The sequence below is a fragment of the Zobellella endophytica genome, from assembly GCF_003012775.1.
GTDB classification, from domain to species: domain Bacteria; phylum Pseudomonadota; class Gammaproteobacteria; order Enterobacterales; family Aeromonadaceae; genus Oceanimonas; species Oceanimonas endophytica.
Genome location: NZ_PXYG01000006.1, coordinates 159,304 through 182,518, shown reverse-complemented (window position 1 = coordinate 182,518; position 23,215 = coordinate 159,304). Strand labels below are relative to the sequence as shown.

Annotated in this window: 23 protein-coding genes; 11 read left to right on the top strand and 12 right to left on the bottom strand. The window is 65.3% G+C overall.

Features of this window, described 5'->3' with window-relative positions:
- Entirely contained in the window at window positions 1–429 is a 429-nt protein-coding gene (locus C7H85_RS14265) for a rhodanese-like domain-containing protein (protein WP_106730362.1), read from the bottom strand.
- A 96-nt stretch (window positions 430–525) separates the two neighbouring features.
- On the opposite strand from C7H85_RS14265, the gene ftrA reads away from it, so the two are divergent.
- From ftrA to C7H85_RS14245, 4 genes are all read left to right on the top strand, one after another.
- Entirely contained in the window at window positions 526–1,503 is a 978-nt protein-coding gene (gene ftrA / locus C7H85_RS14260) for a transcriptional regulator FtrA (protein ID WP_106730361.1), read from the top strand.
- A 79-nt stretch (window positions 1,504–1,582) separates the two neighbouring features.
- The gene (locus tag C7H85_RS14255) at window positions 1,583–3,394 is read left to right on the top strand and encodes an ABCB family ABC transporter ATP-binding protein/permease (protein WP_168388269.1); all 1,812 of its coding nucleotides are present in this window, start codon (window positions 1,583–1,585) and stop codon (window positions 3,392–3,394) included.
- 13 nt (window positions 3,395–3,407) lie between these two features.
- Window positions 3,408–3,899: a gamma-glutamylcyclotransferase family protein gene (locus C7H85_RS14250; protein WP_106730360.1), complete on the top strand. Its 492-nt coding sequence runs from the start codon at window positions 3,408–3,410 to the stop codon at window positions 3,897–3,899.
- Window positions 3,900–3,909: 10 nt separating this feature from the next.
- Entirely contained in the window at window positions 3,910–4,317 is a 408-nt protein-coding gene (locus C7H85_RS14245; RefSeq protein ID WP_106730359.1) for a VOC family protein, read from the top strand.
- 20 nt (window positions 4,318–4,337) lie between these two features.
- Here C7H85_RS14245 and C7H85_RS14240 read toward each other — a convergent pair whose 3' ends face one another.
- Together C7H85_RS14240 and C7H85_RS14235 are read right to left on the bottom strand one after the other, a co-directional pair.
- Complete coding sequence (locus tag C7H85_RS14240; protein WP_106730420.1) at window positions 4,338–5,750, bottom strand: PepSY-associated TM helix domain-containing protein; 1,413 nt, start codon at window positions 5,748–5,750, stop codon at window positions 4,338–4,340.
- A gap of 173 nt (window positions 5,751–5,923) precedes the next feature.
- Complete coding sequence (locus C7H85_RS14235; protein WP_158260098.1) at window positions 5,924–6,301, bottom strand: DUF2946 family protein; 378 nt, start codon at window positions 6,299–6,301, stop codon at window positions 5,924–5,926.
- A gap of 389 nt (window positions 6,302–6,690) precedes the next feature.
- Between C7H85_RS14235 and C7H85_RS14230 the strand changes: the two genes are divergently transcribed.
- From C7H85_RS14230 to C7H85_RS14215, 4 genes are all read left to right on the top strand, one after another.
- Window positions 6,691–7,233: a DUF1415 domain-containing protein gene (locus tag C7H85_RS14230; protein WP_106730357.1), complete on the top strand. Its 543-nt coding sequence runs from the start codon at window positions 6,691–6,693 to the stop codon at window positions 7,231–7,233.
- Between the two features lie 94 nt (window positions 7,234–7,327).
- Window positions 7,328–7,930, top strand: a complete 603-nt coding sequence (locus C7H85_RS20350) for a DUF1294 domain-containing protein (RefSeq protein WP_106730356.1) — start codon at window positions 7,328–7,330, stop codon at window positions 7,928–7,930.
- Between the two features lie 13 nt (window positions 7,931–7,943).
- A complete protein-coding gene (locus tag C7H85_RS14220) occupies window positions 7,944–8,384 on the top strand; it encodes a VOC family protein (protein ID WP_106730355.1) in 441 nt (146 codons plus the stop codon).
- Window positions 8,385–8,436: 52 nt separating this feature from the next.
- Window positions 8,437–9,378, top strand: a complete 942-nt coding sequence (locus C7H85_RS14215) for a c-type cytochrome domain-containing protein (protein WP_210433659.1) — start codon at window positions 8,437–8,439, stop codon at window positions 9,376–9,378.
- A 22-nt stretch (window positions 9,379–9,400) separates the two neighbouring features.
- Here C7H85_RS14215 and C7H85_RS14210 read toward each other — a convergent pair whose 3' ends face one another.
- The 4 genes from C7H85_RS14210 to betI all read right to left on the bottom strand — a co-directional run bounded on the left by C7H85_RS14210 (window position 9,401) and on the right by betI (window position 14,832).
- Window positions 9,401–10,615 carry a choline transporter gene (locus tag C7H85_RS14210; RefSeq protein ID WP_106730354.1) on the bottom strand — a complete coding sequence of 405 codons (1,215 nt, stop codon included), beginning with the start codon at window positions 10,613–10,615 and terminating at the stop codon, window positions 9,401–9,403.
- A 347-nt stretch (window positions 10,616–10,962) separates the two neighbouring features.
- The gene (gene betA, locus C7H85_RS14205; RefSeq protein WP_106730353.1) at window positions 10,963–12,645 is read right to left on the bottom strand and encodes a choline dehydrogenase; all 1,683 of its coding nucleotides are present in this window, start codon (window positions 12,643–12,645) and stop codon (window positions 10,963–10,965) included.
- 130 nt (window positions 12,646–12,775) lie between these two features.
- Window positions 12,776–14,239 carry a betaine-aldehyde dehydrogenase gene (gene betB / locus C7H85_RS14200; RefSeq protein WP_106730352.1) on the bottom strand — a complete coding sequence of 488 codons (1,464 nt, stop codon included), beginning with the start codon at window positions 14,237–14,239 and terminating at the stop codon, window positions 12,776–12,778.
- A complete protein-coding gene (gene betI / locus C7H85_RS14195) occupies window positions 14,230–14,832 on the bottom strand; it encodes a transcriptional regulator BetI (protein ID WP_106730351.1) in 603 nt (200 codons plus the stop codon). Before betI ends, betB begins: the two co-directional genes overlap by 10 nt.
- A 580-nt stretch (window positions 14,833–15,412) precedes the next feature.
- Between betI and C7H85_RS14190 the strand changes: the two genes are divergently transcribed.
- Window positions 15,413–15,874 (top strand): c-type cytochrome, encoded by a 462-nt coding sequence (locus C7H85_RS14190; protein ID WP_106730350.1) that lies wholly within the window; start codon window positions 15,413–15,415, stop codon window positions 15,872–15,874.
- A gap of 32 nt (window positions 15,875–15,906) precedes the next feature.
- Here the strand turns inward: C7H85_RS14190 and C7H85_RS14185 are convergent, their stop codons facing one another.
- From C7H85_RS14185 to C7H85_RS14175, 3 genes are all read right to left on the bottom strand, one after another.
- Window positions 15,907–16,587 (bottom strand): cytochrome b/b6 domain-containing protein, encoded by a 681-nt coding sequence (locus tag C7H85_RS14185; RefSeq protein WP_106730349.1) that lies wholly within the window; start codon window positions 16,585–16,587, stop codon window positions 15,907–15,909.
- Between the two features lie 177 nt (window positions 16,588–16,764).
- Window positions 16,765–17,436, bottom strand: a complete 672-nt coding sequence (locus C7H85_RS14180; protein ID WP_106730348.1) for a hypothetical protein — start codon at window positions 17,434–17,436, stop codon at window positions 16,765–16,767.
- A 111-nt stretch (window positions 17,437–17,547) separates the two neighbouring features.
- Window positions 17,548–17,865 carry a DUF3634 family protein gene (locus C7H85_RS14175; protein WP_106730347.1) on the bottom strand — a complete coding sequence of 106 codons (318 nt, stop codon included), beginning with the start codon at window positions 17,863–17,865 and terminating at the stop codon, window positions 17,548–17,550.
- Window positions 17,866–17,936: 71 nt separating this feature from the next.
- Here C7H85_RS14175 and C7H85_RS14170 point away from each other — a divergent pair, with 71 nt between their 5' ends.
- Window positions 17,937–19,088: an endonuclease/exonuclease/phosphatase family protein gene (locus tag C7H85_RS14170; protein WP_245879674.1), complete on the top strand. Its 1,152-nt coding sequence runs from the start codon at window positions 17,937–17,939 to the stop codon at window positions 19,086–19,088.
- Between the two features lie 192 nt (window positions 19,089–19,280).
- Here C7H85_RS14170 and ftsZ read toward each other — a convergent pair whose 3' ends face one another.
- Together ftsZ and C7H85_RS14160 are read right to left on the bottom strand one after the other, a co-directional pair.
- Window positions 19,281–20,360 carry a cell division protein FtsZ gene (ftsZ, locus tag C7H85_RS14165; protein WP_106730346.1) on the bottom strand — a complete coding sequence of 360 codons (1,080 nt, stop codon included), beginning with the start codon at window positions 20,358–20,360 and terminating at the stop codon, window positions 19,281–19,283.
- A 67-nt stretch (window positions 20,361–20,427) separates the two neighbouring features.
- Entirely contained in the window at window positions 20,428–21,387 is a 960-nt protein-coding gene (locus tag C7H85_RS14160) for a helix-turn-helix transcriptional regulator (RefSeq protein ID WP_106730417.1), read from the bottom strand.
- 200 nt (window positions 21,388–21,587) lie between these two features.
- Here C7H85_RS14160 and C7H85_RS14155 point away from each other — a divergent pair, with 200 nt between their 5' ends.
- Window positions 21,588–23,120: a M14 family zinc carboxypeptidase gene (locus C7H85_RS14155; protein WP_106730345.1), complete on the top strand. Its 1,533-nt coding sequence runs from the start codon at window positions 21,588–21,590 to the stop codon at window positions 23,118–23,120.
- The last annotated feature ends 95 nt before the right edge of the window (window positions 23,121–23,215 follow it).

The following is a 23,215-nucleotide window of genomic DNA, read 5'->3' as shown; positions in this document are numbered from 1 at the left end:
CTAACAGGCGCAGCCCGGGTCTGTGCCGCCCTGGCCCGGCCCGGCCAGGGCGAAGCCTTCGTCCTGCCAGCCGAGCAGGCCGCCGATCATCTCCTTCACCGGGTAGCCCAGGCTCGCCAGCCGCACGGCGGCCCGGTTGGCACCGTTGCAGTGGGGGCCGGCGCAATACACCACGAACAGGCTGTCGCTGGGGTAGGCCGCCAGGGTGTCGGCGCTCAGCTGCCGGTGGGGAATGTTAACGGCGCCCGGCACATGGCCCAGGGCGAAGGCGGCGGGGCCGCGCACGTCCACCAGGATGAAATCGGCCTCGCCCGCCTGCAGGCTGGCGTGCACGTCCGAACAGTCGGTCTCGAAGCTAAGGCGTTGGCTAAAGTGGCGCAGGGCCTCGGCGGCGGGGGCGGCGGCAATGGTACTGACCAGGCTTGGCATAATGTGCTCCTTGTGGGGTGAATACCGGGCCACTGTAACCCGCGCGGCCGGGGTGCTACAGTGGCGAACAAGACAGCTACCGGTAGTTTTACGCCAATGCATGCAACCCCCGGCCTGGTGGCCATTCTGGCCTACGACGGCCTCTGCACCTTCGAGTTCGGCATCGCCGTCGAAATCTTCGGGCTGCCGCGCCCGGAGTTCGATTTTCCCTGGTACGAGCACTGCATCGTGGCGGTCGAGCCGGGCCCGCTGCGGGCCATGGGCGGCATCCGGGTGCTGGCGGAGGCGGGGCTGGCGTCGCTGGCCGAGGCCCGCACCATCATAGTGCCGGGCTGGCGCAGCCGCAGCGAGCCGCCCCCGGCCGGGCTGCTGCAGGCGCTGCGGCTCGCCCACGGGCGGGGCGCGCGCATTCTGTCCATCTGCTCCGGGGTGTTCGTGCTGGCCGCCGCCGACCTGCTCGACGGGCGCCGCGCCACCACCCACTGGCGCTACGCGCAGGAGCTGGCGGCGCGTTTTCCGCTGATCGAGGTGGATCCGGAGGTGCTTTACGTGGATGCCGGCCAGGTGATCACCTCGGCGGGCAGCGCGGCGGGCATCGATGCCTGCCTGCACCTGGTGGCGCGGGACTTCGGCACCCGGGTGGCCAACACCGTGGCCCGGCGGCTGGTCACGCCGCCCCAGCGCACCGGTGGCCAGGCCCAGTTTATTCCGGCCCCGGTCAGCCGCACCCCGCGCAACGACCTGTCGCGGGTCATGCAGTGGGCGCGGGAGCGGCTGGACCAGCCGCTGGCGGTGCGCCAGTTGGCCGAGCGGGCGGCCATGAGCGAGCGCACCTTTCTGCGGCGCTTTACCGAGGCCACGGGCATGGCGCCCAAGGCCTGGCTGCAGCACGAGCGCCTGGCCCGGGCGCGGGAGCTGCTGGAGAGCACCGGGCTCGGCAGCGAACGCATCGCCGAGCTGTGCGGCTACCGCTCGGCGGAGAGCTTCCGGGTGGCCTTTCGCGCCCGGGTCGGCCTGCCGCCCTCGGTGTACCGGGAGCGGTTCGGCCGGGGCGGGCCGCCGCCGGCGGAGTAGCGGGCGGTGGCGGTTATCCTCGGGGCGCGGCAGGGGTTATGATGAACGTATTCCCGTTCCCTCTTCACAGGCATGCATCATGCGACACGGCTCCTGGCATCCGGATATGGACGACACCCCGTTCAATATCCGCACCCTGAAAACCCTGATCCCCTACCTGCTGGACTACAAGGGCCGCATCGGGCTGGCCCTGGGCTGCCTGGTGGCGGCCAAGCTGGCCAGCGTGGGTCTGCCCTTTCTGCTCAAATACGCGGTGGACGCCATGGACGCCGCCGCCAACCCGGTGCTGGTGCTGCCGCTCGGGCTGCTGCTGGCCTACGGCGCCGCGCGCCTCGCCAACGTGCTGTTCGGTGAAATCCGCGACGCCCTGTTCGGCCGGGTCACCGAGCGGGCCATGCGCCGCATCGGCCTCGGGGTGTTCAACCACCTGCACCGGCTGGAGCTGGACTTTCACCTCAACCGCAGCACCGGCGGCCTGTCGCGGGACATAGAGCGGGGCGTGACCGGGGTGGGCTTTCTGCTGCGCTTCATGGTGTTCAACATCGTGCCCACCCTGCTGGAAATCGGCCTGGTGGTGGGGCTGTTGCTGCTCAACTACCCGGCCTGGTTCGCGCTGATCACCCTGGTGGCGGTGGTGCTGTACGTGGGCTGGTCGGTGCTGGCCACCGACTGGCGCACCGGCTATGTGCGCGCCGCCAACAAGGCGGACTCGCAAACCCACTCCCGGGCGGTGGACAGTCTGCTCAACTTCGAAACGGTCAAGTATTTCAACAACGAGGGCTTCGAGGCCGAGCATTACGACCGGGATCTGGCCGAATGGGAAGAGGCCCGGCGCAAGAACCGGCTGACCCTGTTCGCGCTCAACGGCGGCCAGGCGCTGATCATCGCCCTGGCGATGACCGCCATGATGGTGCTGGCCGGCCACCATGTGGTGCAGGGCAACATGACCCTGGGCGACTTCGTGCTGATCAACGCCTTTATGATGCAGCTGTTTATGCCGCTCAACTTCCTGGGCTTCGTCTACCGGGAGATGAAGGGGTCGCTCGCCAATATCGAGCGCATGTTCGCGCTGCTGCGCCGGGAGCCCGGCATCAAGGATGCGCCCGAAGCGCCCGAATTGCGGGTGTCGCGAGGCGAGATCGAGTTTCGCGGGGTGGGCTTCGGTTACCGGCCGGACCGGCAGATACTGGACGGGGTGAGCTTTACCCTGCGGCCCCGGCAGAAGCTGGCGGTGGTGGGGGCCAGCGGCTCGGGCAAGTCCACCCTGGTCAAGCTGCTGTTCCGCTTCTACGACGTGAACCAGGGCGCCGTGCTGATCGACGGCCAGGACATCCGCACCGTCACCCAGGAGTCCCTGCGCCGGGCCATCGGCATCGTGCCGCAGGATACGGTGCTGTTCAACGCCTCCATCTACGACAACGTCCGCTACGGCCGCATCGACGCCGGCGAGGAAGAGGTGAACGAGGCCATCCGCCTGGCGCACCTGGACGGCTTTATCGCCAAATTGCCGGAGGGGGTCAACACCCTGGTGGGCGAGCGCGGGCTCAAGCTCAGCGGCGGCGAAAAGCAGCGGGTGGCCATCGCCCGCACCATCCTCAAGCGGCCGCCGATACTGGTGTTCGACGAGGCCACTTCGTCGCTCGACAGCCGCGCCGAGCAAAGCATTCTGCAGGCCATCCGCGAAGTGTCCCGCGGCCAGAGCAGCCTGGTCATCGCCCACCGGCTGTCCACCATAGTGGACGCCGACCATATCCTGGTGATGCAGGACGGCCGCATCATCGAGCAGGGCAGCCACGCCGCCTTGCTGGCCCTGGGCGGCAGCTACGCCCATATGTGGCGGCTCCAGCAGCAACAGCGGCAGCGGGAGGCGGCGATCGGGCTGGCCGGCTGAGGAGGCAGAAACCATGCACTACTTCGCCTACGGATCCAACATGTCGCTGGCGCGGCTGTGCGCCAGGGTGCCGGGCGCCCGCCCGCTGGGCCGCTTCCGGCTTGCTGGGCACCGGCTCTGCTTCCACAAGGTGGGGCGGGACGGCTCGGGCAAGTGCGACGCCGCCGAAACCGGCAACCCGGCGGACGGGGTCCACGGCGTGGTGTTCGCGCTCCCGCCGGGAGGCAAGGCGCGGCTGGACGAGGTGGAAGGGCGGGGCCAAGGGTACGGCGACAAATGGGTGTGGGTCGAGGACGCCGGCGGCCGGCGGTGGCGTGCCTTTACCTACTACGCCACCCGTCGTGATCCCGGCCTGCGCCCCTACTGCTGGTATCTGCACCATGTGCTGGTGGGGGCCCGGGAGGCGGCGCTGCCGGCGGACTATATCGGTGCCCTCGAGGCGGTGGCGTGCCGGCCGGACCCGGATCCCGGCCGGAACGCCGAGGAAGGCGCCATCTACCGATGAGGGACGGGGCATGAAGGTGTTGGTGAATATCGACGTGGCGGATCTGGAGCTGGCCATCGCCTTCTACCAGGCGGCCTTGCCGCTGCGGTTGTCGCGCCGGCTGTTCGGGGATCAGGTGGCCGAGCTGGACGGGGCCGGGGTCCGCCTCTACCTGCTGGAGCAGCCGGCCGGCAGCCCGGCCGGGGGCGAGCGCCGCCGCTACCGGCGACACTGGACTCCGGTGCACCTGGACTTCGTGGTGGACGACATCGAGCGGGCGGTCCGCCAGGCCAGGGCGGCCGGCGCCCGTCAGGAAAGTCCCCTCCGGCACTTTTCCTGGGGCCGGCTGGTCACCCTGAGCGACCCCTTCGGCAACGGTTTCTGCCTGGTGCAGTTTATCGGCGGGCCCTACCAGGAGCCCGCCGTCGCTATGCCGTGACTATGCCGCCAGCCAGGCGATCAGTCGGCGGTGCCGGCCGGCAGAGGCGCGGCCTGGCGGGCGCGCCGCCAGCGCAGCAGGTCGATCAGCAGGAACAGCAACAGGCTGGCGCCCAGCACCGGCAGGCACCAGCCCAGGGCAACGGCCAGCAGCAGGCTGGCGAGGCGGGCCGCCGGGCTCAGCCGTTGCCAGCTCTGCAGCAGGGGCAGCAGGCTGCCGGCCGCCGGACGACGGCGCCACCACATCAGGTAACCCAGCACTATCATCACCGACAGCGCCAGGCCGAAGGCGGCCAGCAGCAGCTGGTTGGCCAGGCCGAACAATATACCCATATGGGCATCGATGCCCCAGCGGATCAGCTTGGCCACCAGCGGAAACTCGGCGAAGTCGGCGCGGCTGGTCACCTGCAGGGTGGCGGGATCGATGGCGAGGGTGTCGACCTGGGTGGGCCAGGAACGGTCCACCTCGCGCACCAGCCAGGCGCTGTCCGCGCTGTTGGCGGGGCGGATTTCCAGCTCATCGGCGTCGATGCCCGCCGCCCGGGCCGTGGCCAGTATCCGGTCGAACAGGGCCGGATCGGCCAGGCCGGGCGCGGTGTCGGCGGGCGCCGCCTCATGGCCGTGATGGTGCCCGGCGTGGGCGCCGGCGGCCGGGGCCAGGGTGGCGGTGTTCAGCTGCGTCGACACCGACGGCGTCACCCAGCCCATGGTGGTGCGCAGGGCGCCGATACGATCCCCGGCCCATTTCGACCAGGTCAGGCCGGTGGCGGAAAAGAACAGCAGGCCCAGGACTATCCACAACCCGGTCAGGCCGTGCAGCCGGCGCAGGCGCAGCTGGCCGTTGCGGCCGGCGGCCGCCTTTCCCGGGCGCATGCCCAGCAACCAGAGCATGACGCCGCTCAGGGCCGCAATCCACAACCAGGACGCCGCCAGCTCGCTGTAGTGGCGGCCGAGATCCCCCAGCAGCAGGTTGCGGTGCAGGTAGTCGAGGGTGGTGCGAAACGGCAGTATGCCGCTGGTGCCGTACACCGTCAGATCACCCCGGATGGCGAGGGAAACCGGGTCGACAAAAATGGCCCGGCTTTCCGATTCACCCAGCTCCGGGCCGCTGAACATCACCCGGGTGGTGCTGCCCGGCTGCGGCGCCGGGCGCACCGCGAACAGCCGGGCGTCGTCCCCGGTGGCGGCCTGGGCGGCGGTGATCTGTGCCGCCAGGGGATGCGGGGTGCCGGTCGCTTCGGCCGTCAGTTGCCCGGCGTAGAGCCGGGTCTCGATCTGGGGCGTGAGCACGTAGAGGGTGCCGGTGACGATCGCCACCAGGATAAAGGGGCCGACGAACAGGCCGATGTAGAAATGCAAACGGGCGAGAAAGGCGATCAGGGCGGCGGAGCCCGCGCCCTTGCCGGAACCACCCGGTTTTTTGTTGAATGACATAATGCGTCCTTGAAACTCGTGGGCACGCTGCGCCGGTTCGAACCTCGGCTCAAACTGCCGGCAGCGGCGGGCGTCGTCTTGGGCCGCCCATGGCGGGGCCCGGGCGGCGGTCAAAGCGTCCCTTCCCGCATGATCGCGCATCGGGGCGGAACGGGAGGTGGTTTACCCAGGCATTATGGAGCGGGAGGGGCCCGGGGCCGGAAGGCCGGATGGGCGAGCAACGCCACCAGGGACGGGGGCGGCAGGACCGGCGTCCACCCGGTGGGGGGCGCCGGCTTGAGCGATTGGGCCGAAACGGCCAGCCAGGACAGCTGGCCGAGCAGGGTACAGTAGCCGCACAGCTCGTGGGCCACGGCATGGTCGCTGTGTTGCGGGGCTGTGGGCTGGGCCGGGGCAGGGTGGTGCCCCTGGTGGCCGGCGTGGAGACTGTGGTGCCGGGCCACGGCCTGGGAGGCCAGGGGCGCCAGGTAGAGCAGCAGGGTCGCCAGCAGGCCCAGCCAGGCCGCAAGGCGCTGGCGGTGATCGGACTGATGATGACGGGCCGTGTCCAATCCGTGGGCTCTCCTTTTTAGCAGTCGGCCATTCTAAAGACCCCTTTGCCGTTGCGCCATGGCCACCGAAAAAATCGGACCGGACAATGGGGGCTGTACATCGACAGATTATGGCGTTAATAAGAGACTTTGTTTCATAAAAAGATCCAATTACCGAGGGGTGTCACGGAGCGATTGGAAGCGGTGCGCAGTTTCGTGAACGTGGTCCTGCGTTTCAGCCGCCAGCCGGATCCCCAGTTGATCGCCCGCCGACTGATACGGGTGAACACCTGTCTGCGCGCCGCGCCCGCTTATCTGGGCCGGGCGCCCGCGGCCTGGGCATCGCCCTGCTGCCTATACTCTAGTGACCCGTTGCCCGGTTTTTATCAACAGAGCAAGAGAGAGTGCCAATGTCAGAACAACCCATTGCCCATACCGAAAACTGGGTCAGGCAGGTGATCATGAAATACAACCTCTGCCCCTTCGCCCGGCAGGAAGTCGAGCGCGGCAGCATCCGTTATGTGGTGGTTGACGAGCCGCAGCCGGCGGCGGTGCTGGAAGCGCTGATGGCCGAACTCCATTTGCTGGACGAACAGCCGGAGGTGGAAACCACACTGGTGATTATTCCGCAGGGTTTCGAGGGCTTTTATCCCTACCTGGATCTGGTGGACCTGGCAGATGCCCTGCTGGGCGAACAGGGCTACGAGGGACGCTATCAACTGGCCAGTTTTCATCCCGATTATTGCTTTGAAGGCGAACCCCAGGACGACGCGGCCAACTACACCAACCGCTCGCCCTATCCCACCCTGCACATTATTCGCGAAGCCAGCATGGAACAGGCCTTGGCCAAGTACGATCAGCCCGAGTCCATCCCCGAGCGCAATATCGAGTTTGCCCGCCGGCGGGGTAGTGACTTTTTCGTACAGTTGTTGGCCCAATGCGTTAAGCCTTAACCTCTTTTGTTTTGGATGAGAGGGGTTATGACTTGGCGGCAGTTCGCCGGCCAACATGGTGCGGAAATTGGTTACAGCGGCGGGAACTTCATCTATGGGCAAGCGTTATCAGGGCATCATCAGCCAATGGAAAGACGAACAGGGTTTCGGTTTTATCACCCCCGAAGACGGTGGGGAACGGATCTTTGTGCATATCAGGGCGTTTGCGGCGAAGCGCCGGCCCGCCGACAACGAGCCGGTGAGCTACGAGCTGGGCCAGGACGACCGGGGCCGGCCGCAGGCGCTGCGGGTGTTGCCGCAGGGCCAGCGGGCGGACGGCGATACCGACTACCTGGGCTTTATCCTGTTTTTCGCCCTGGTGCTGATCGCCCTCGCCTGGTTGGGGGTCACCTCATGGTGGCCGCCGGCATGGTATCTGGGCCTGAGCCTGGCCGCCTACCTGGCCTATGCCCTGGACAAGCAGGCGGCGCGGCAGGATCAGTGGCGCACCAAGGAGAGCACCCTGCACCTGCTGGCGCTGTTCGGCGGCTGGCCCGGTGCCCTGGTGGCCCAGCACCGGCTGCGGCACAAGTCGCGCAAGACCTCGTTCCGGGTGGTGTTCTGGCTGACGGTGGCGCTGAACCTGCTCGCCCTGGCCTGGCTGCTGTCGGCGCCGGGGGCCCGGATGCTGCAGTCGCTGCCCCTTCTCAACGGATAACGCGGAGGCGTTTATGCAACCACGGATCAGCATGATTACCCTGGGGGTGCGCGACCTGGCGCGCTCGGTGGCGTTTTACCGGGCGCTGGGGCTGCCGCAGCTGGACTCGCCGCCGACGGTGGCCTTTTTCAATCTCAACGGCAGCTGGCTGGGGCTGTACGGCCGCGAGGCGCTGGCCGAGGATGCGGGGGTGCCCGCCGAGGGCGGCGGCTTCGCCGGTTTCAGCCTGGCCCACAACGTGACCTCGCCCGGCGAGGTGGATGCGCTGCTGGCCGAGGCGGTGGCCGCCGGCGCCACCCTGGTCAAGCCCGGGCAGCCGGTGTTCTGGGGCGGCTATTCCGGTTACTTCGCCGATCCGGACGGCCACCTGTGGGAAGTAGCGCACAATCCCTTCATGTGGGTGGGCCCGGCGGAGGCGGACGACACGGCGGCTCCCGGCGGCGCCGGAATTTAGCCTGCTGAGCGGCTAAGCTTGATACACCACCCCGGCATAGGATGTGCCCGCCATGACAGGGATCCACACCACACTCCATGGTCTCGGGGCCGGCCGACTGCCGGCCCTGTTCATGCTCGGCCTGCTGGCCTGGCCACTCTCCCCCCGGGCGCAGCCCACGCCCAGCTACGCCGATCTGGTGCCGCTGTTCGCCGAGCGTTGCCTGATGTGTCATTCCGGCGAAAACGCGCCGCTCGGGCTGCGGCTGGACAGCTACCAGGCCCTGCTCGAGGGCAGCAGCAAGGGGCCCGTGGTGGTGGCGGGCCAGCCGGAGCAGAGCGAGCTTATCCACCGGGTGAAGGGCAGCCGCCAGCCGCGCATGCCGCTGACCGGGCCGCCTTTCCTCAGCGACGGCGAGATTGCGGCGCTGGAGGCCTGGGTGGCTAACGGCCTGCCCGAGGGAGCGCCAGTGGCCGTGCCCGAGGTGGTGCCGGAACGGCCCGCCGCCGGCGAAGCGGTGACCTACCGGCATGTGGCGCCGCTGTTCGCCCGCTACTGCGTCAAGTGCCACACCGAGAACGGGCTGATGGGTCCGGCCCCCGAGCAACTGCGGCTGACCTCCTACCGGGAGGTGCTGGCCACCGGCGAGCGGGCACGGGTGGTGCCCGGCCATCCCCGGGCCAGCGAGCTGCTGCACCGCATCCGCGGCCAGGCCCGGCCACGCATGCCCTACGACGGCCCGCCCTTTCTGACCGAAGAGGAGGCCCAACTGGTGGAAGACTGGATAGCCCAGGGCGCCCGCGATGCCGAAGGGCGCCCGGCCGGCATGACGGCCGGGGCCCGGATACGGCTGCACGGGGTGCTGGAGCCGGGCTGGCTGCTGAACGGGGTGCCGCTGCGGATCGGCGCCGACACCCGCATCGACAAGTCGCCCCGGCCGGGCGACTATGTGCAGGTGCGCGGCCGGCTCGACGGCCAGGGCGGCATTATCGTCGAGCGGCTCAGGCGCCGCTGAGCGGCGGCCATGGCGGCGGTGTTCAGTTGGCCAGCTCTATCTTGCGGTAGTCGATGCGGTTGGCCTTGGGCGAGCCGGCGATGGCCAGCACGGTGTCGCGCTTTTTGGCGACGATGTAAGTGCCGCAGGCGAAGAACAGGCCGATGACCAGGGCGCCGACCCACTGTATCTGCAGGAAGTCGAGCTGGAACAGCAGGGTCAGGCCGCACAGGGCCGTCAGGTTGCCGAGGAAGTAGCGCACCTTGCCCAGCCGGGCCACGGTGAGGTTGAGGTTGTCGGTGTACAGCCGGATCAGCGAGTCGAGCGAGTTCACCACCATGGTGATGCCCACCACCACCATGGCCCAGTTGTAGAAGCCGGCGGTGGTCAGGCCGTTGTCGTGGAAGTAGTAGAGCACGCTGAACCAGGTGGCGATGGCGACGGACGGAAACCCCAGCATGGCCGCCAGCAGTTGCCAGGTGCGCAGGCCGCCGACGAAGCGGGCGGTGAACTGGCCGATCATGATGCTCCAGGAAAACCACCAGAACAGGTAGAACTCGTGGTAGTCGTTGAGCGGCAGCACGAAGCGGTGAATATTGCCGAAGTAGTCGCCCACCAGGGCAAAGGTGCCGGCGAACTCGTCGATGCCGCCGTTGCCGATAAAGGCACCGCCCCACATCAGGGCGATCAGGCCGATAAACAGCCAGCTGGTGCCGAGGCTCAGGATCTTCACGTAGCGCAGGCTGGTGCTGGAGTGCACGGAGGCGGCGATCACCAGCAGCACGATCAGGTAGAAGCTGGCCACGATGGTCTCGCCGTCGCCCAGGCCGGGCAGGTACCAGGGCAGGTTGCTCAGCAGCAGGAAGGCGGTAAAGGCGCAGGTGCCGATGATCACCACGTTGTTGATGAACTTGACCAGCGGCAGCTCGAAGAAGCCGACCCGGGGTTCGATCACGCAGAAATAGAAGCAGGTGAGGAAGTAGAAGCCCCAGATCAGAAAGCCCCAGAAGCCGAACTCGATGGCCAGCGGGTTGGCGAAGCCGTATTCCGGGCTGGCGGCCAGATCCGCGTAGCCGGCGAATTCGGTGAGCGGAAACATGATCAGCCCCACGTCCAGCCCCGAAGTGAACAGGATGGCGATAAAGGTGAAGGTGCGTACCGGGGTCACGCCGATACAGCGGATATTGCCCCATTTGTACAGCACCAGGGCGATGGCGGCGAAGGTGAACAGGATCCCTGCGGACAGTAGAGCGGTCATGCGTTAACCCCTCCGTTTATTTCCATATCGATAAAAAACACGGGTACTTCTCCTTTGGTTGAACAACACAAGGAGCAGTCCGCTTGCGCCCCATTGCTGGCAGAGCCGGAATATCCGGAGGCTGGCGGGTTCAGCACGCCGACGCGCTGTGAATACATCCCTGTACGCTCCGCCGCTTCGTCCCTGAAGCGGAGGGTCGGCTTAGCTGTACCCGCCATCCTCCTCGTTCGTACTCCGAGCAACAATGTGAGACGCGAGTCAGGCCTTAAGTATCGCGGGGCCGGTGGCGGCGTGGCGCCACCGATTGCGATAGTTAAAGACTGAAAGGACGCTCAACACTTTTTTATTCAGGCAATATTGCGCTTGGGGCTGTTGGCCCGCTGGCGGCGTTGCCACTCCTGGTCCATGCCCACCTCGGCGGTGGAGGGAGCCAGCGGCGCCTTGCCCCGGATCAGATCTGCGGCCCGCTCCGCCGCCATGATGGTGGGGGCGTTGAGGTTGCCGTTGGGAATGGTGGGGAAGATGGAGGAGTCCACCACCCGCAGGCCCTTGATGCCGCGCACTTTGGCTTCCGGGTCCACCACCGCCAGGTCGTCGGTGCCCATGCGGCAGGAGCAGGAGGGGTGGTAGGCGCTTTCCACCGACCGGCGCACGAAGGCGTCGATCTCCTCGTCCGTCCTGACCTGTTCACCGGGCTGGATTTCCGCGTCCCGGTAGGGGTCCATCGCCGGCTGGTTGATGATCTCCCGGGTCAGGCGCACGCAGGCGCGAAAGCCTTCGCGGTCTTCCTCGTGCTCCAGGTAGTTGAAACGGATGCGCGGTGCGGCCTTGGGGTCGGCGCTGGCCACCTGCACGAAACCCCGGCTCTTCGGCTTGTTGTGGCCGATATGCACCTGGAAGCCGTGGCCGGCGAAGGCCTCGCGGCCGTCGTAGCGCATGGCGGCGGGCAGGAAGTGGTACTGCAGATCGGGCCATTCCACCCCGGCTTTCGAGCGGATAAAGCCGCAGGACTCGAAGTGGTTGGTGGCGCCCAGGCCGTCCTTCTTCAGCAGCCAGCGGCTGCCGATCAGGAACTTGTTCCACCAATCCAGCTTGCCGTTGAGCGAAATCGGCTGCTTGCAGCGGAACTGGAAGTAGAACTCCAGGTGGTCCTGCAGGTTCTCGCCCACCCCGGGCAGTTCGTGTTTGAGTTCGATGCCGGCCGATTCCAGGGCCTCCCTGGCACCGATGCCGGAGAGCTGCAGCAGGTGCGGCGAGCCGATGGGGCCGGCGCTGAGGATGACCTCCTTGCTGACCCGCACCTCCTGCACCTGGCCGTTGCGCTCATAGCGCACCCCCACCGCCCGCTTGCCGTCCAGCAGCACCCGGTGCACCAGGGCGTGGGTGATCACGGTCAGGTTGGCGCGGCCCATGGCCGGGCGCAGGTAGGCGTTGGCGGTGGACCAGCGTACGCCGTTCTTTACCGTCATGTGCATGGGGCCGAAGCCCTCCTGCTGGCGGCCGTTGTAGTCGGCGGTGTGGAAGTAACCGGCTTCCACCCCGGCGTCCACAAAGGCCTGGTACAGCGGGTTTTGCATCCGGTTGCCGTTGTTGACCCCGAGCGGCCCCTGGTCGCCGCGGTAGTCGTCGCCGCCGAAGGCCCAGCTTTCGGCCTTCTTGAAATAGGGCAGGCAGTGGGCGTAGTCCCAGCCCTCGGCGCCGTGCTGTTGCCATTCGTCGAAGTCGCGGGCGTGGCCGCGCACGTAGACCATGCCGTTGATGGAGGAAGAGCCGCCCAGTACCTTGCCGCGCGGGCAGTGCATGCGACGGTTATCCAGGAAGGGCTCGGGCTCGGTCTCGAACTGCCAGGCGTACTTCTTGGTGTTCATGGGGATGGACAGGGCGGTGGGCATCTGGATGAAGATGCTCTTGTCGCTGCCGCCGGTTTCCAGCAGCAGCACGGTGTGCTGGCCGTCCTCGGTGAGGCGGTTGGCCAGCACGCAGCCGGCCGAGCCCGCGCCCACGATGATATAGTCGAATACGTTATTCATTGCGTTACCTCGTCTGGATTTGGTCGACTGAAGTCGACCCTACGGGGCCAGGTCGCTCCCGCTGTGTGCTGTCGGGCCCATTTCAATGGGCCGTCCCTGGTCGACTGAAGTCGACCCTACGGGCTGGCCCTTAAAACGGGCTTTCCAGCTTGTTCATGCCCACGTACACCGCCTTCAGCTGGGTGTAGTGATGCAGGGTGGCCAGGCCGTTTTCCCGGCCGATGCCGGACAGCTTGTAGCCGCCCACCGGCATCTCGGCGGGGGAGGCGCCGTAGGCGTTGATCCAGCAGATGCCCGCCTGCAGCCGGTGGATGACCCGGTGCGCCCGGCGGATGTCCTGAGTAAAGACGCCGGCGGCCAGGCCGGTGTCGGTGTCGTTGGCGCGCGCCACCACCTCTTCCTCGTCCTCGAAGGTCAGCACCGACATCACCGGGCCGAAGATCTCTTCCCGGCAGAGGGTCATGTCGTCGCGGCAGTCGGTGAAGATGGTGGGCGCCACGAAGTAGCCGTTGGGGGCCGAGGCCGGACGCAGGGCTTCGCCGCCGTGGACCAGGGTGGCGCCTTCTTCCACGCCCTTCTGGATATAGCCCAGCACCTTGTCGTAGTGGGCCTTGGAGATCAGGGCGCCGAAGTTGGTGGCCGGATCCAGCGGGTCGCCGGCCACCATGTTGTTGCGGGTGCGCGCCAGCAGCCGCTCCATAAAGGCCGGGTAGATGTCGTTATGCACGAACACCCGGGTACCGTTGGTGCAGATCTCGCCCTGGGTGTAGAAGTTGCCGAGCATGGCGGCGGACACGGCGTCGTCCAGATCCGCGTCGTCGAAGATGATCAGCGGCGACTTGCCGCCCAGCTCCATGGTCACGTCCTTCAGCGAGCCGGCGGCGGCGGCCATCACCTTCTTGCCGGTGCCCACCTCGCCGGTGAAGGACACCTTGGCGATGTCCGGGTGCCGGGTCAGCCAGGCACCCACGGCGCCGTCGCCCTGTACCACGTTGAACACCCCGGCGGGCACCCCGGCTTCGATAAAGATCTCGGCCAGCTTGAGCGCGCCCAGGGGGGTTTCCTCCGAGGGCTTGAAGATCATGGCGTTGCCGCAGGCCAGCGCCGGGGCGGCCTTCCAGCAGGCGATCTGCAGCGGGTAGTTCCAGGCGCCGATGCCGGCACAGATGCCGAGCGGCTCCCGGCGGGTATAGTAGAAATCGCCGCCCAGGCTCTGCTGGTTGCCCTCGATGGCCGGGGCGAGCCCGGCGAAGAACTCGATGCTGTCGGCGCCGGTGACCACGTCCACCACCGAGGCTTCCTGCCAGGGTTTGCCGGTGTCCAGCACCTCGATGCGGGCCAGCTCGTCGTTGCGCTCGCGCAGCAGGGCCACGGCCTTGTGCAGGATGCGGGCGCGCTCCATGCCGGTCAGGGCCGACCACTGCGCGAAGCCGCGGCGGGCGGAGGCGATGGCCTGCTCCTTGATCAGCTCGTCGGCCACTTCCACTTCATAGATGACCTCGCCGGTGGCGGGATTGACCACGGTGAAGGTGTCGCCGGATTCGTTGGCCACATAGCGGCCGTCGACAAAATTCTGGTAGCGCATCAATGACATGCTTTGACTCCGTACTGCTGTAACAGGTTATCGATAAAGGTTTTGCACAGGGCCTCGGCGTCGCGGAAGTCGGCTTCCGGCGATTCGCTCAGGGCGCTGCGCAGCCAGAAGCCGTCGATCAGGGCGGCGGTCTGGCGGGCGGCAATCTTGGCCTGCTCCGGCCCCAGCAGGGGGCGGAAGGAATAGCGCAGGTTGCTGAGCAGCCGCTGGCTGTTGATGTGTTGCAGCCGGGCCAGGCCGGGGTCGTGCATGGCCTGGGCCCAGAAGCTGAGCCAGGTTTTGGTGGCCGGACGCGAGCGCTGGAACTCGGTGAAGTTGGCTTCCACTATCCGCAGCAGCCGCTGCTGCGGGGCGATGTCGGCGCTGGCGCGGCTGAGCAGTGCCTGTTTCAGCTCATCCAGCAGTTGCCGGACGGTGGCCTCAATCAGCCCCTGCTTGCCGCCGAAATAGTGGCTGATGATGCCCGACGACATCCCCGCCAGCCGGCTGATGCTGTTGATGGTGGTGTGCTGCAGGCCGTACTCGGCCACCGAGGCCAGGGTGGCCTCGATCAGCTGCTGCTTGCGTGTTTCCTGTACTCCGACGATAGGCATATTTTTCGCTGATTGACCGTTCAATAAAAATAAGGCTAAAGGTTAGAGTCAAAATAATCAAGTGTTGTGGTTTTTTCTGTGGTCGCCAAACCCAGGGAAAATATGTAATTCATTGGTTTTTCTATGTATCTCTATCTTTTTAAGGTGCCCGTTCATTTTATTTGCTGATTTTTTGTTCTTTTTGAATGGGGTTTAGTGTGGTTTTTGCTTCGTGTGTCGGCGGTTTTTCACCATAAGCACACCGCTAAACAAGGTGAGATTCATGTAAATTGAATCGTTCACTAACCATTCCTTGGGCGATGAATATTCAGGGGCGGGGAGGACACCGTTGCGGGTAGAAAGACGGGATGGCGTTGTCATCCGGCTGTCGTGCAAGCGCGTCATGCTTTTTCCGGGTCGCGGCCTGCGCTGCCGGATAAAAACAAAGGCGGACTCTTTCGGTACTATTCGGGATGTTTCCATCCGGTGCCCGCTTTACCACCTTGGTGGTGGATCTGGGGGATGCGCTGTAATATCGTTGAACGCTAATTAAAAAGGGTGCCTTTTGAGCACCCAGCCAATGTCACCAAGGAGCACTGCAATGTTGAAAAAGACACTGATGATCGCCGTCGCCACCAGCCTGTTCGCCACCGCCGCTACCGCCCAGGATCAGCTGTTCAAGCCGGATGATGCGGTAAAATATCGCCAGTCCATTTATCAGGTGATGAGCGCCCAGACCAAGGTTATGGGGGCCATGGTGAAAGGGGACATCGACTTTGACGCCGTTGCCCTGCATCAGCGGGCGGTGAACCTGGGCAATGCGGCCAGCTTGCTGGGGGAAACCTATTTTCCCGAGACCCGGGAAGTGTCCGACAGCAATATTCTGCCGCAGGCGTGGGATGATATGGACGGTTTCCAGGCCAAGGGCCAGAACCTGGGCACGGCGCTGCAGGAGCTGATCGAGGTGTCGGGTCAGCCCGGCTTCGATGCCGCCGAGGCCCGCCCGGCGGTGGCCAAGGTGATGCAGAGCTGCAAGAGCTGTCACGACGACTACCGCCAGTAAGCAGACAAAGGAGCCGGAAGGCTCCTTTTAGGTTAAAGCCCGTCGAAAATCAGCCACACCAGCCCGCAGGACAGGGCGACGGCGGCGGCGAACCTGAGCCAGGGGAAGGCCTGCGGCCGGAGGGCGAGCCGGTCGGCCACCTTGCCGGGCTCCGGCGCCTTGTGGCCGGTGATCATGGCTCCGACCAGCGCCTCGCCCCGCAGTTTATAAAGCCCCACCGCCATCAGGTGCAGGCCGACCAGTACCAGCAATCCTTGGTAGAACCAGCTCTTGTGCCATTGGGTCATCCAGCTTGCGGTGGCGCCGGACACGCTGTCGTACAAGGGGCCGTTGTAGAAGATGTCGTCGGTGGCGAACAGGCCGGTGCTGGCCTGGAACAGCAGGGTGCCCAGCAGGGCCAGCACCATGATGCCGCCCAGCGGATTGTGGCTGAGGTACACCGGTTTCGCCGGGGTTAACGAGGCGCGCAGGTAGGCGATGATGTGTCCCGGATGGTAGACGAAGTGGCTGAAGCGGGCGTAGGGGGTCCCGACGAAGCCCCAGAGGAGGCGATACAGTAGCAGCCCGAGCATGATCCGGGCCAGCTGCATATGCCGATCCATGTCTTCGCCGGCGGAGCGCCACAGCAGGAACAGCAGTACCGGCAGGCTCCAGTGAAAAAACCGGATGGACCAGTCCCAGACCTTGACCGGGGGGTGTGGTGTGCTGTTCATCGGTGTGCTCTCCAGTGATATCGGCGTGCTGCAAGTAAAGGGGGCGTGCGTTGTTTTTTAGTAAGTACCTAATTTATCTATCATAAACGGCGATGATAGTCATGCCTGCCGGCGAGCACGGACCCAAAAACAAACATCCCGGTAAAGACCGGGATGTCAGACTGTTGGTTCGGGCTGTTACTCGGGCTGGCGTTCGCGCAGTTCGGCCAGCGCCTGCTCCAGACCCTGGCGATACTGGCTGCGGGTGAGGGCATCGATCTCCGGCCACTTGTCGCGGGGGGCGAAATTGACCTGGGTTTCATTAATCACGTCCTGGCCCTGCAGGGCGATCCAGCGCGGGTCGTAATTGCGGCTTTGCTGGCTGTCCCACTCCAGTACCTGACCCACTATGCCCGCCAGGCGGTCCGGGTTGCTCAGGGCGTAGGGGTTGATCCGGCTGCCGAAGCGCTGGTTCAGCTGGCTGACGGCGCCGTGGGTGGTTTTATCGCCGGACTTGTTGGCATCGCTGCGCGCCCGCAGCTGGGCTGCGTAATACCAGAAGGTGGCCTGGTCCTGATAGTCGTTGTCGAACATGATGGCGGAAATCAGGTACAGCACCGGCGGAGCATAATCGTTGGGGCTTTTCAGCACCTCGTTGATGGTTTCCGCCTGGCCGCCGGTAATGGACTCCATTGCCTGCTGAGAGCGGCTGATATCGATCTGGGTAAACTCGCCCTTGGGCACGACATCGGTCTGGGATGTGGAGGTACCGCTGTCGGCCGGGGTGGCCGGCTCCTTGCTTTGCTCCGCGGGGGGCTTGCCGGCACAGGCGGCCAGCAGGGCGCACAGCAACAGGGGGTACAATTTCATGGTTTGGCCTCATGATGAATAATACTCCCAGCAAAGCGGGAAATGCGGTTCAGGTCAAGAGCCGTGGGGGAATTTCCGTGACTCCGCCGCCGGCCGGCCCGGTGGCGAAGGTCATGTTCTGACCGACGGCTCGGGTTGCGGCTGTTTTTGCCAGAACAGGCGGATATCCTGGCGATAGGAGGCGGGAATACTGCGTGAGCAGCTCAGGGTGATGCCGCTGCCTTTCTTGACTCCGCGGATGGTGCCCTTGAGGGTACGGGCGTCCTGCATCAGCTGCTGGCAATGGCTCAGCAGCGCCTGGGGCGGACGGCCCCGTTTTACATTAAGATGAATGCCTTCGATGCGGATGCAGAAGCTTTCCTGCTGGCGGCGCAGCAGGTACAGCAGGCCGAACAGGGCCAGCGACGTCGATACCAGTATGCTAAACATTGTTTTCCTCCCTGAAAAACAGCTGTTAAAGCCAAGATGATGACAGTTTGACCGGTAAAGGCAAGTAGCCCATGAGTCCCGTGCAGAAAATACGTATCGCCAGCTTCAATGTGGCCCTGGATCGGCGGATGCCGGGGCAACTGGCCGCCGACATCGCCGGGGCAGGCAGCCGCCAGATGCACAACATCGGCCGTATCCTGCGGCGTATCCGGCCGGATGTGGTGCTGCTGAACGAGTTCGATCACGACGGCGAAGGCCGGGACTACCGGCCCCTGCGGCTGTTCTGCCAGCGCTTCCTGGCGGCGGGGGAAGACGGCATCGACTATCCCTACGTCTATCTGGCGGCCACCAATACCGGCCTGCTGGCGCCGGTCCGGCTGCATGGCGAGGGCGAGCCTCGGCTGCCGGAAGACGGACTGGGCTTTGGGGCCTTCCACGGCCAGTACGGTTTTGCCGTGCTGTCTCGTTTTCCGCTGCTGGTGACGCGGTTGCGCAGCTTTCGTCGTTTTCTGTGGCGGGACATGCCGAATGCCCTGCTGCCCCGGACCGAGGCCGGGCCCTACTATTCGCCGGCGGCGCTCGAGGTACTGCCGCTGTCGTCCAAGAATCACCTGGATCTGCCGGTGCAACTGCCCAACGGCCGGGTGCTGCACCTGCTGGCTTGCCATCCGGCGCCGCCCATCGACGAAGGGACGGAGCGGCGCAACAGCTGCCGCAATCACGACGAGCTGCGGCTGTGGCACGACTATGTCCGCCCGGGGCGGGGCGATTACCTGATCGACGATGCCGGGCAGCGCGGCGGCCTGGAAGCGGGGGCCGATTTCGTGATCCTGGGCGATCTGAACGCGGATCCGCTGGATGGCGACGGTTTCCGCGACGCCATCCAGGCGCTGCTGGCCGATCCCGTGCTCAACCGCAGCGTGGCCCTGGGGCGCCTGCGGCCGGGCTCCCGTGGCGGTTTCGGCCTGAAAGGGGTGGGGGCACGCCGGGGCTCGCCCCGCCACTGGACCCACAGCCAGGGGCTGCGGCTCGACTATGTGTTGCCCGGACGCGGTCTGCAGGCCCTGGCCAGCGGGGTATTCTGGCTGCCGCCGGGCCATGCCCAGGCCGATCTGTTCTGGAACCGGGGCTGGCCCGATCGCGCCGTCAGCTCGGATCACCGCCTGGTGTGGGTGGACCTGGCGGCCCAGGGTGTGAGAGGGGTCACGCTTTCACCGCGTTGAGCCCGAATAACGCGAGCGATATCAAACAATCAATAATCACTGCTGGGTTTTTGCGGTTCCTGGCGATTAAATAGCGCCCGAGACCCTAGATTGCTTTCGAAGTTCAGTTATCCGGGTTGGTGACCCGGATAATCAACTGGTATTCTTCATCGCGGGCAAGCCCTTATCGGCTTGCCCTTTTTCTTGCCTGCCTCACTGCTGCCGCTGGCGCAGGAAGGCCGGGATATCGAGACCCTGGGGGGCGTTTTCCGCGGGGGCCGGCTGCGCCCGCTCCCGGCTCTGGGACGGAGCCAGGGTTTCCTGCGGCGGCTGGATGCCGGTGGCGATCATGGTGACCTGGATGCTGTCGGTGAGGTTGGGATCCAGGCTGATACCGGACACCACGGTGGCGTCCTCACCCACGCACTCCGCCACCCGGTCGCCGATTTTCTGGAAGTCGTCCAGGCCGATGTCCATGGACGCCACCACGTTGAGCAGCACGCCCCGGGCCCGCTCCAGCTCGACTTTTTCCAGCAGCGGGTTGTTCAGGGCCTGCAGGGTGGCGTCTTCCACCTTGTTTTCCCCGTGGCCGATACCGATGCCCATCACCGCCTTGCCCTGCTGACGCATGATGGTGCGCACGTCGGCGAAGTCGATATTGATAAGGCCGGTCTGGCCGATGATGTCCGCCAGCCCCTTCACCGCGTTCTGGATCACCCTGCTGCTTTCGCTGAAGGCGGCCAGCAGCGGGGTGCGGGCACCCAGTACCTTGAGCAGGTAGTCGTTGGGCAGCACCAGCAGGGCATCGGTCTGGTCGGCCAGGGCCTCGAGCCCCAGCTCCGCCGCCCGGGCCCGTTTCTTGCCCTCGAAGCCGAATGGCCGGGTGACGATGGCCACCGTCATGATGCCCAGCTCGCGGGCCACCTGGGCCACCACGGGGGCGGCGCCGGTACCGGTGCCACCGCCCATGCCGGCGGTAATAAAACACAAATCCGCGCCTTTCAACTGGGCGCGGATCTCGGCCAGGCTCTCTTCGGCGGCGCGGCGGCCCACCTCGGCCTCGGCGCCGGCGCCCAGGCCCCGGGTCAGGATCTTGCCCAGTTGCAGGGTGCCGACCCGGCTCTGCTGCAGGGCCTTGGCATCGGTATTCATGGCCACGATATTCACGTGCAGCGGCAGGGCGCTGTCGGCCAGCAGGTTGACGGTATTGCCGCCGCAGCCACCCACACCCACCACGCTGATGTGTATGGCATCACAGTCCGGTGCGGCCGGCTCAAAAAGGAGATCGCTCATCCTGTACTCCGTGGAAAAACAAAAGGGCTGAACCAGTCAGCCCCCGGGGTCAGTGTCTTTATAATAGTCAGCGGTTTTTCAGCGATTCCGGCGCCAGTACTTCGACTTTTCCCGCCATTTCGGTCAACCAGCGGCGAAACTCGGGCGAATCTTTCACGTCGGTTTCGACCATCATGCTCTGCTTGTCGTAACGGGTCAACCTGGGGTTGTTACCCGGGATCGAATCTTCCAGTATAGCCCGGCTGGGATTGGAGATCCGTCCGACGAAGTGGATGGTTTCCGCTTCTTCTTCGTAGCCTTTCTCGCGGATCAGCTTGTTGACGCTGAATTCCCGCGGCTGGGTAACAGGACGACTGGTCAGCTCCACTTCTTTAATGTGTTCGAAGGGGATGCCGTAAATCTTGGGATCCATGTCCGACACGGTGCACAGCAGCATGGGGCCGTCCTTGCGGCTGACGATGCCGAGCGGATTGACCTGTTCATAGCGAAGCCAGACGGTGCGCCCCTTGATCACCCGCTTGATCTCGGCGCTGAACTTGCGGCCACGCCACAGGGCATCGCGAATGGTGGTGGCGCGGCGCATTTCCGGGCTGCCCGGGAACGGCTTGGGCAACTGCACCACGTTTTCCATCCAGCGACTGGCCAGCTCGCTCTGGCTGTCTTTGATCACCTGGGTGGCCTTGTCGATGATGGGGTTCAGTTCGGCCAGCACGCTGGCCGGCAACAGGTCGGCGGCCTGGTCGTTCCAGGTTTTCAGTGCCATGGCCAGACCCAGTGGCATGAAGTTGGCGAAATCGTTCAAACCATTACGTTCGAAGCACCAGCCATGGGGCTTGCTGCGATCATCGGAGGTGAGATCGAACAGGCCCATACCGGACATTTCTTCCAGATCCCGCTGTACCGTGCGCAGGCTGACCTGGATGCCTTCTTCTTCCAGTTTTTCTTGCAGCTGGCGAGCGGTCAGCTTGTACGGACGATAAGGAACACAGCGCGCCAGGGTCAATTGTCTCAGCAGTTTCTTACTCATGGTTATGCCCTCTTGCATGGGATGATTCTATCCTAGGTACAGGTTGTGACAAGTTATGTCGCAACCTTTCCGGGGGTAACTGTCGCCTTTTTTCTACAAGCGACCGTTTACGGTCTGATCCTGTCGCTAAATAGCGGTTGCCTTTTTTCCGTGCATATGGCTATAAGTATTTGAAATAACGACATCTTATCCGGAGCACCATGAAGATTTTATTGAGTCTGCTGCTGCTGTGCACCAGCCTGGCCTGGGCCCAGCCCGTGCCGCCCACCCCCTTTGAAAACGGGAAATTTCTGACCCTGCCCGACAGTCGCGACATCGGCCGCTACCTCGCCGAGCTGGATGCCCTGTCGCCCAAGGCCCGGCTGGTGTCGCTCGGCACTTCAGCCGGCGGCCGGCCGATAGAGGCGCTGCTGATGTCTGAGTCGCCCGTCTTCCTGCGGGAATACGCAGCCGAGACGGACAAGCCGACGGTGATGATCTTCGGCTCCCAGCACGGCAACGAGCCCTCCAGCGCCGAGGCCATCCAGCAGTTGGCGCGGGAGCTGGTGGCCGGCGAGCATCCGGCGTTGTTGAGCCGGCTCAATCTGGTGCTGGTGTCCATGGCCAATCCGGACGGGCGGGATCTCTCGACCCGCCACAACGCCAACGACGACAACACCAATATCGACTATGTGGCGCTCAACGCCGGGGAGACCCGCTTGCTGGTGGATGCCCTGCATACCTTCGATCCGGACGTGGTGTACGACGCCCACGAGTCCGGCATCTGGAAGCGGGTGCTCACCAGGGAGCAGGGCTGGATGACCGATGTGGAGGCCCAGTTCGACATGGGCAACAACCCCAATATCGACGGGCCGCTGCGCGCCTACACCGAGCAGCGGCTGTTGCCGGCCCTGATCGAGCGGGTGTCGGACGCGGGCCTGGCGGCGGTGCGCTACCGGGGCGAGATCACCGACATCAACCAGTCGGTGGCCCGCGGCGGCCTGGGCATCACCAACCTGCGCAATTACGCGGCCATGCAGGGGCGCGTCTCCATCCTGGTGGAGAACCGGCTGGACAACAAGGACGGCAGCTATCCCACACCGCGCAACATCGCGGAGCGGGTGCGCAAGCAGCACCTGAGCATCCTGACCATGCTGGAGCTGGTGGCGGACGAGAGTGAACGGCTGGTGAGCCTGTCGCGCCGGGCCCGCCAGCAGTGGCAGTCCGGCACCGAGGACGGCCGCATTCTATGGATGGGGGTGAGCTTCGATGTGAACCGGGACGAGCCGGAGGTGACCCTGCCCCTGGTGCGTTTCGCCGACGGCCACCAGCAACAGCACCGGTTCCGCAACCACGACGCCATCGTCACCCGGGAGCCGGTCCGGCTGGCCGATGCCTATGCGGTGATCCGGGAACGCCAACGCATGGCGGACTGGCTGGCACGGCACCATATCGTCTTTGAAACGGTGCGCGAGCCGCGGGAGCTGGTGGCGGAACGACTGGTGATCGAGCAATTGTTGCCACAGCCCAAGGCCAGGCCGGGGGTGCGGGAGAAGGTGCAGGCCAGGGTGAGGGTGGAAGAGCAAAGCGTCACCTTGCAAGCGGGGGATCTGTTGGTGCCCATGGACCAATCGCTGGCGCCCTTGGCCGCACTGATGCTGGATCCGCGCTCCGCCAACGGCCTCTACCAGGAGAGCGAGTGGCGCTGGCTGCAGCCGGGCGAGTTCCCGGTGTTTCCGGTGCGCTTGCCCTGAGCCGGTGAGCGGAGAGGCCGGAATAGCGGCCTCTGTCTGTTGACAAAGCCCAGCATCCTATTTTTAGCTGGCCACTCTCCCTTCGATACTGCAGT

What these genes read in the sequence shown, in the direction of transcription:
- ftsZ (WP_106730346.1), bottom strand. Translation starts at nt 20,360, where the DNA reads ATGAGCGATCTCCTTTTTGAGCCGGCCGCACCGGACTGTGATGCCATA.
- C7H85_RS14185 (WP_106730349.1), bottom strand. Translation starts at nt 16,587, where the DNA reads ATGAACAGCACACCACACCCCCCGGTCAAGGTCTGGGACTGGTCCATC.
- C7H85_RS14215 (WP_210433659.1), top strand. Translation starts at nt 8,437, where the DNA reads ATGACAGGGATCCACACCACACTCCATGGTCTCGGGGCCGGCCGACTG.
- C7H85_RS14160 (WP_106730417.1), bottom strand. Translation starts at nt 21,387, where the DNA reads ATGAGTAAGAAACTGCTGAGACAATTGACCCTGGCGCGCTGTGTTCCT.
- C7H85_RS20350 (WP_106730356.1), top strand. Translation starts at nt 7,328, where the DNA reads ATGGGCAAGCGTTATCAGGGCATCATCAGCCAATGGAAAGACGAACAG.
- C7H85_RS14170 (WP_245879674.1), top strand. Translation starts at nt 17,937, where the DNA reads ATGAGTCCCGTGCAGAAAATACGTATCGCCAGCTTCAATGTGGCCCTG.
- betB (WP_106730352.1), bottom strand. Translation starts at nt 14,239, where the DNA reads ATGTCATTGATGCGCTACCAGAATTTTGTCGACGGCCGCTATGTGGCC.
- C7H85_RS14265 (WP_106730362.1), bottom strand. Translation starts at nt 429, where the DNA reads ATGCCAAGCCTGGTCAGTACCATTGCCGCCGCCCCCGCCGCCGAGGCC.
- C7H85_RS14155 (WP_106730345.1), top strand. Translation starts at nt 21,588, where the DNA reads ATGAAGATTTTATTGAGTCTGCTGCTGCTGTGCACCAGCCTGGCCTGG.
- C7H85_RS14180 (WP_106730348.1), bottom strand. Translation starts at nt 17,436, where the DNA reads ATGAAATTGTACCCCCTGTTGCTGTGCGCCCTGCTGGCCGCCTGTGCC.
- C7H85_RS14250 (WP_106730360.1), top strand. Translation starts at nt 3,408, where the DNA reads ATGCACTACTTCGCCTACGGATCCAACATGTCGCTGGCGCGGCTGTGC.
- C7H85_RS14175 (WP_106730347.1), bottom strand. Translation starts at nt 17,865, where the DNA reads ATGTTTAGCATACTGGTATCGACGTCGCTGGCCCTGTTCGGCCTGCTG.
- C7H85_RS14220 (WP_106730355.1), top strand. Translation starts at nt 7,944, where the DNA reads ATGCAACCACGGATCAGCATGATTACCCTGGGGGTGCGCGACCTGGCG.
- C7H85_RS14210 (WP_106730354.1), bottom strand. Translation starts at nt 10,615, where the DNA reads ATGACCGCTCTACTGTCCGCAGGGATCCTGTTCACCTTCGCCGCCATC.
- C7H85_RS14190 (WP_106730350.1), top strand. Translation starts at nt 15,413, where the DNA reads ATGTTGAAAAAGACACTGATGATCGCCGTCGCCACCAGCCTGTTCGCC.
- C7H85_RS14255 (WP_168388269.1), top strand. Translation starts at nt 1,583, where the DNA reads ATGCGACACGGCTCCTGGCATCCGGATATGGACGACACCCCGTTCAAT.
- betI (WP_106730351.1), bottom strand. Translation starts at nt 14,832, where the DNA reads ATGCCTATCGTCGGAGTACAGGAAACACGCAAGCAGCAGCTGATCGAG.
- C7H85_RS14245 (WP_106730359.1), top strand. Translation starts at nt 3,910, where the DNA reads ATGAAGGTGTTGGTGAATATCGACGTGGCGGATCTGGAGCTGGCCATC.
- C7H85_RS14230 (WP_106730357.1), top strand. Translation starts at nt 6,691, where the DNA reads ATGTCAGAACAACCCATTGCCCATACCGAAAACTGGGTCAGGCAGGTG.
- C7H85_RS14240 (WP_106730420.1), bottom strand. Translation starts at nt 5,750, where the DNA reads ATGTCATTCAACAAAAAACCGGGTGGTTCCGGCAAGGGCGCGGGCTCC.
- betA (WP_106730353.1), bottom strand. Translation starts at nt 12,645, where the DNA reads ATGAATAACGTATTCGACTATATCATCGTGGGCGCGGGCTCGGCCGGC.
- ftrA (WP_106730361.1), top strand. Translation starts at nt 526, where the DNA reads ATGCATGCAACCCCCGGCCTGGTGGCCATTCTGGCCTACGACGGCCTC.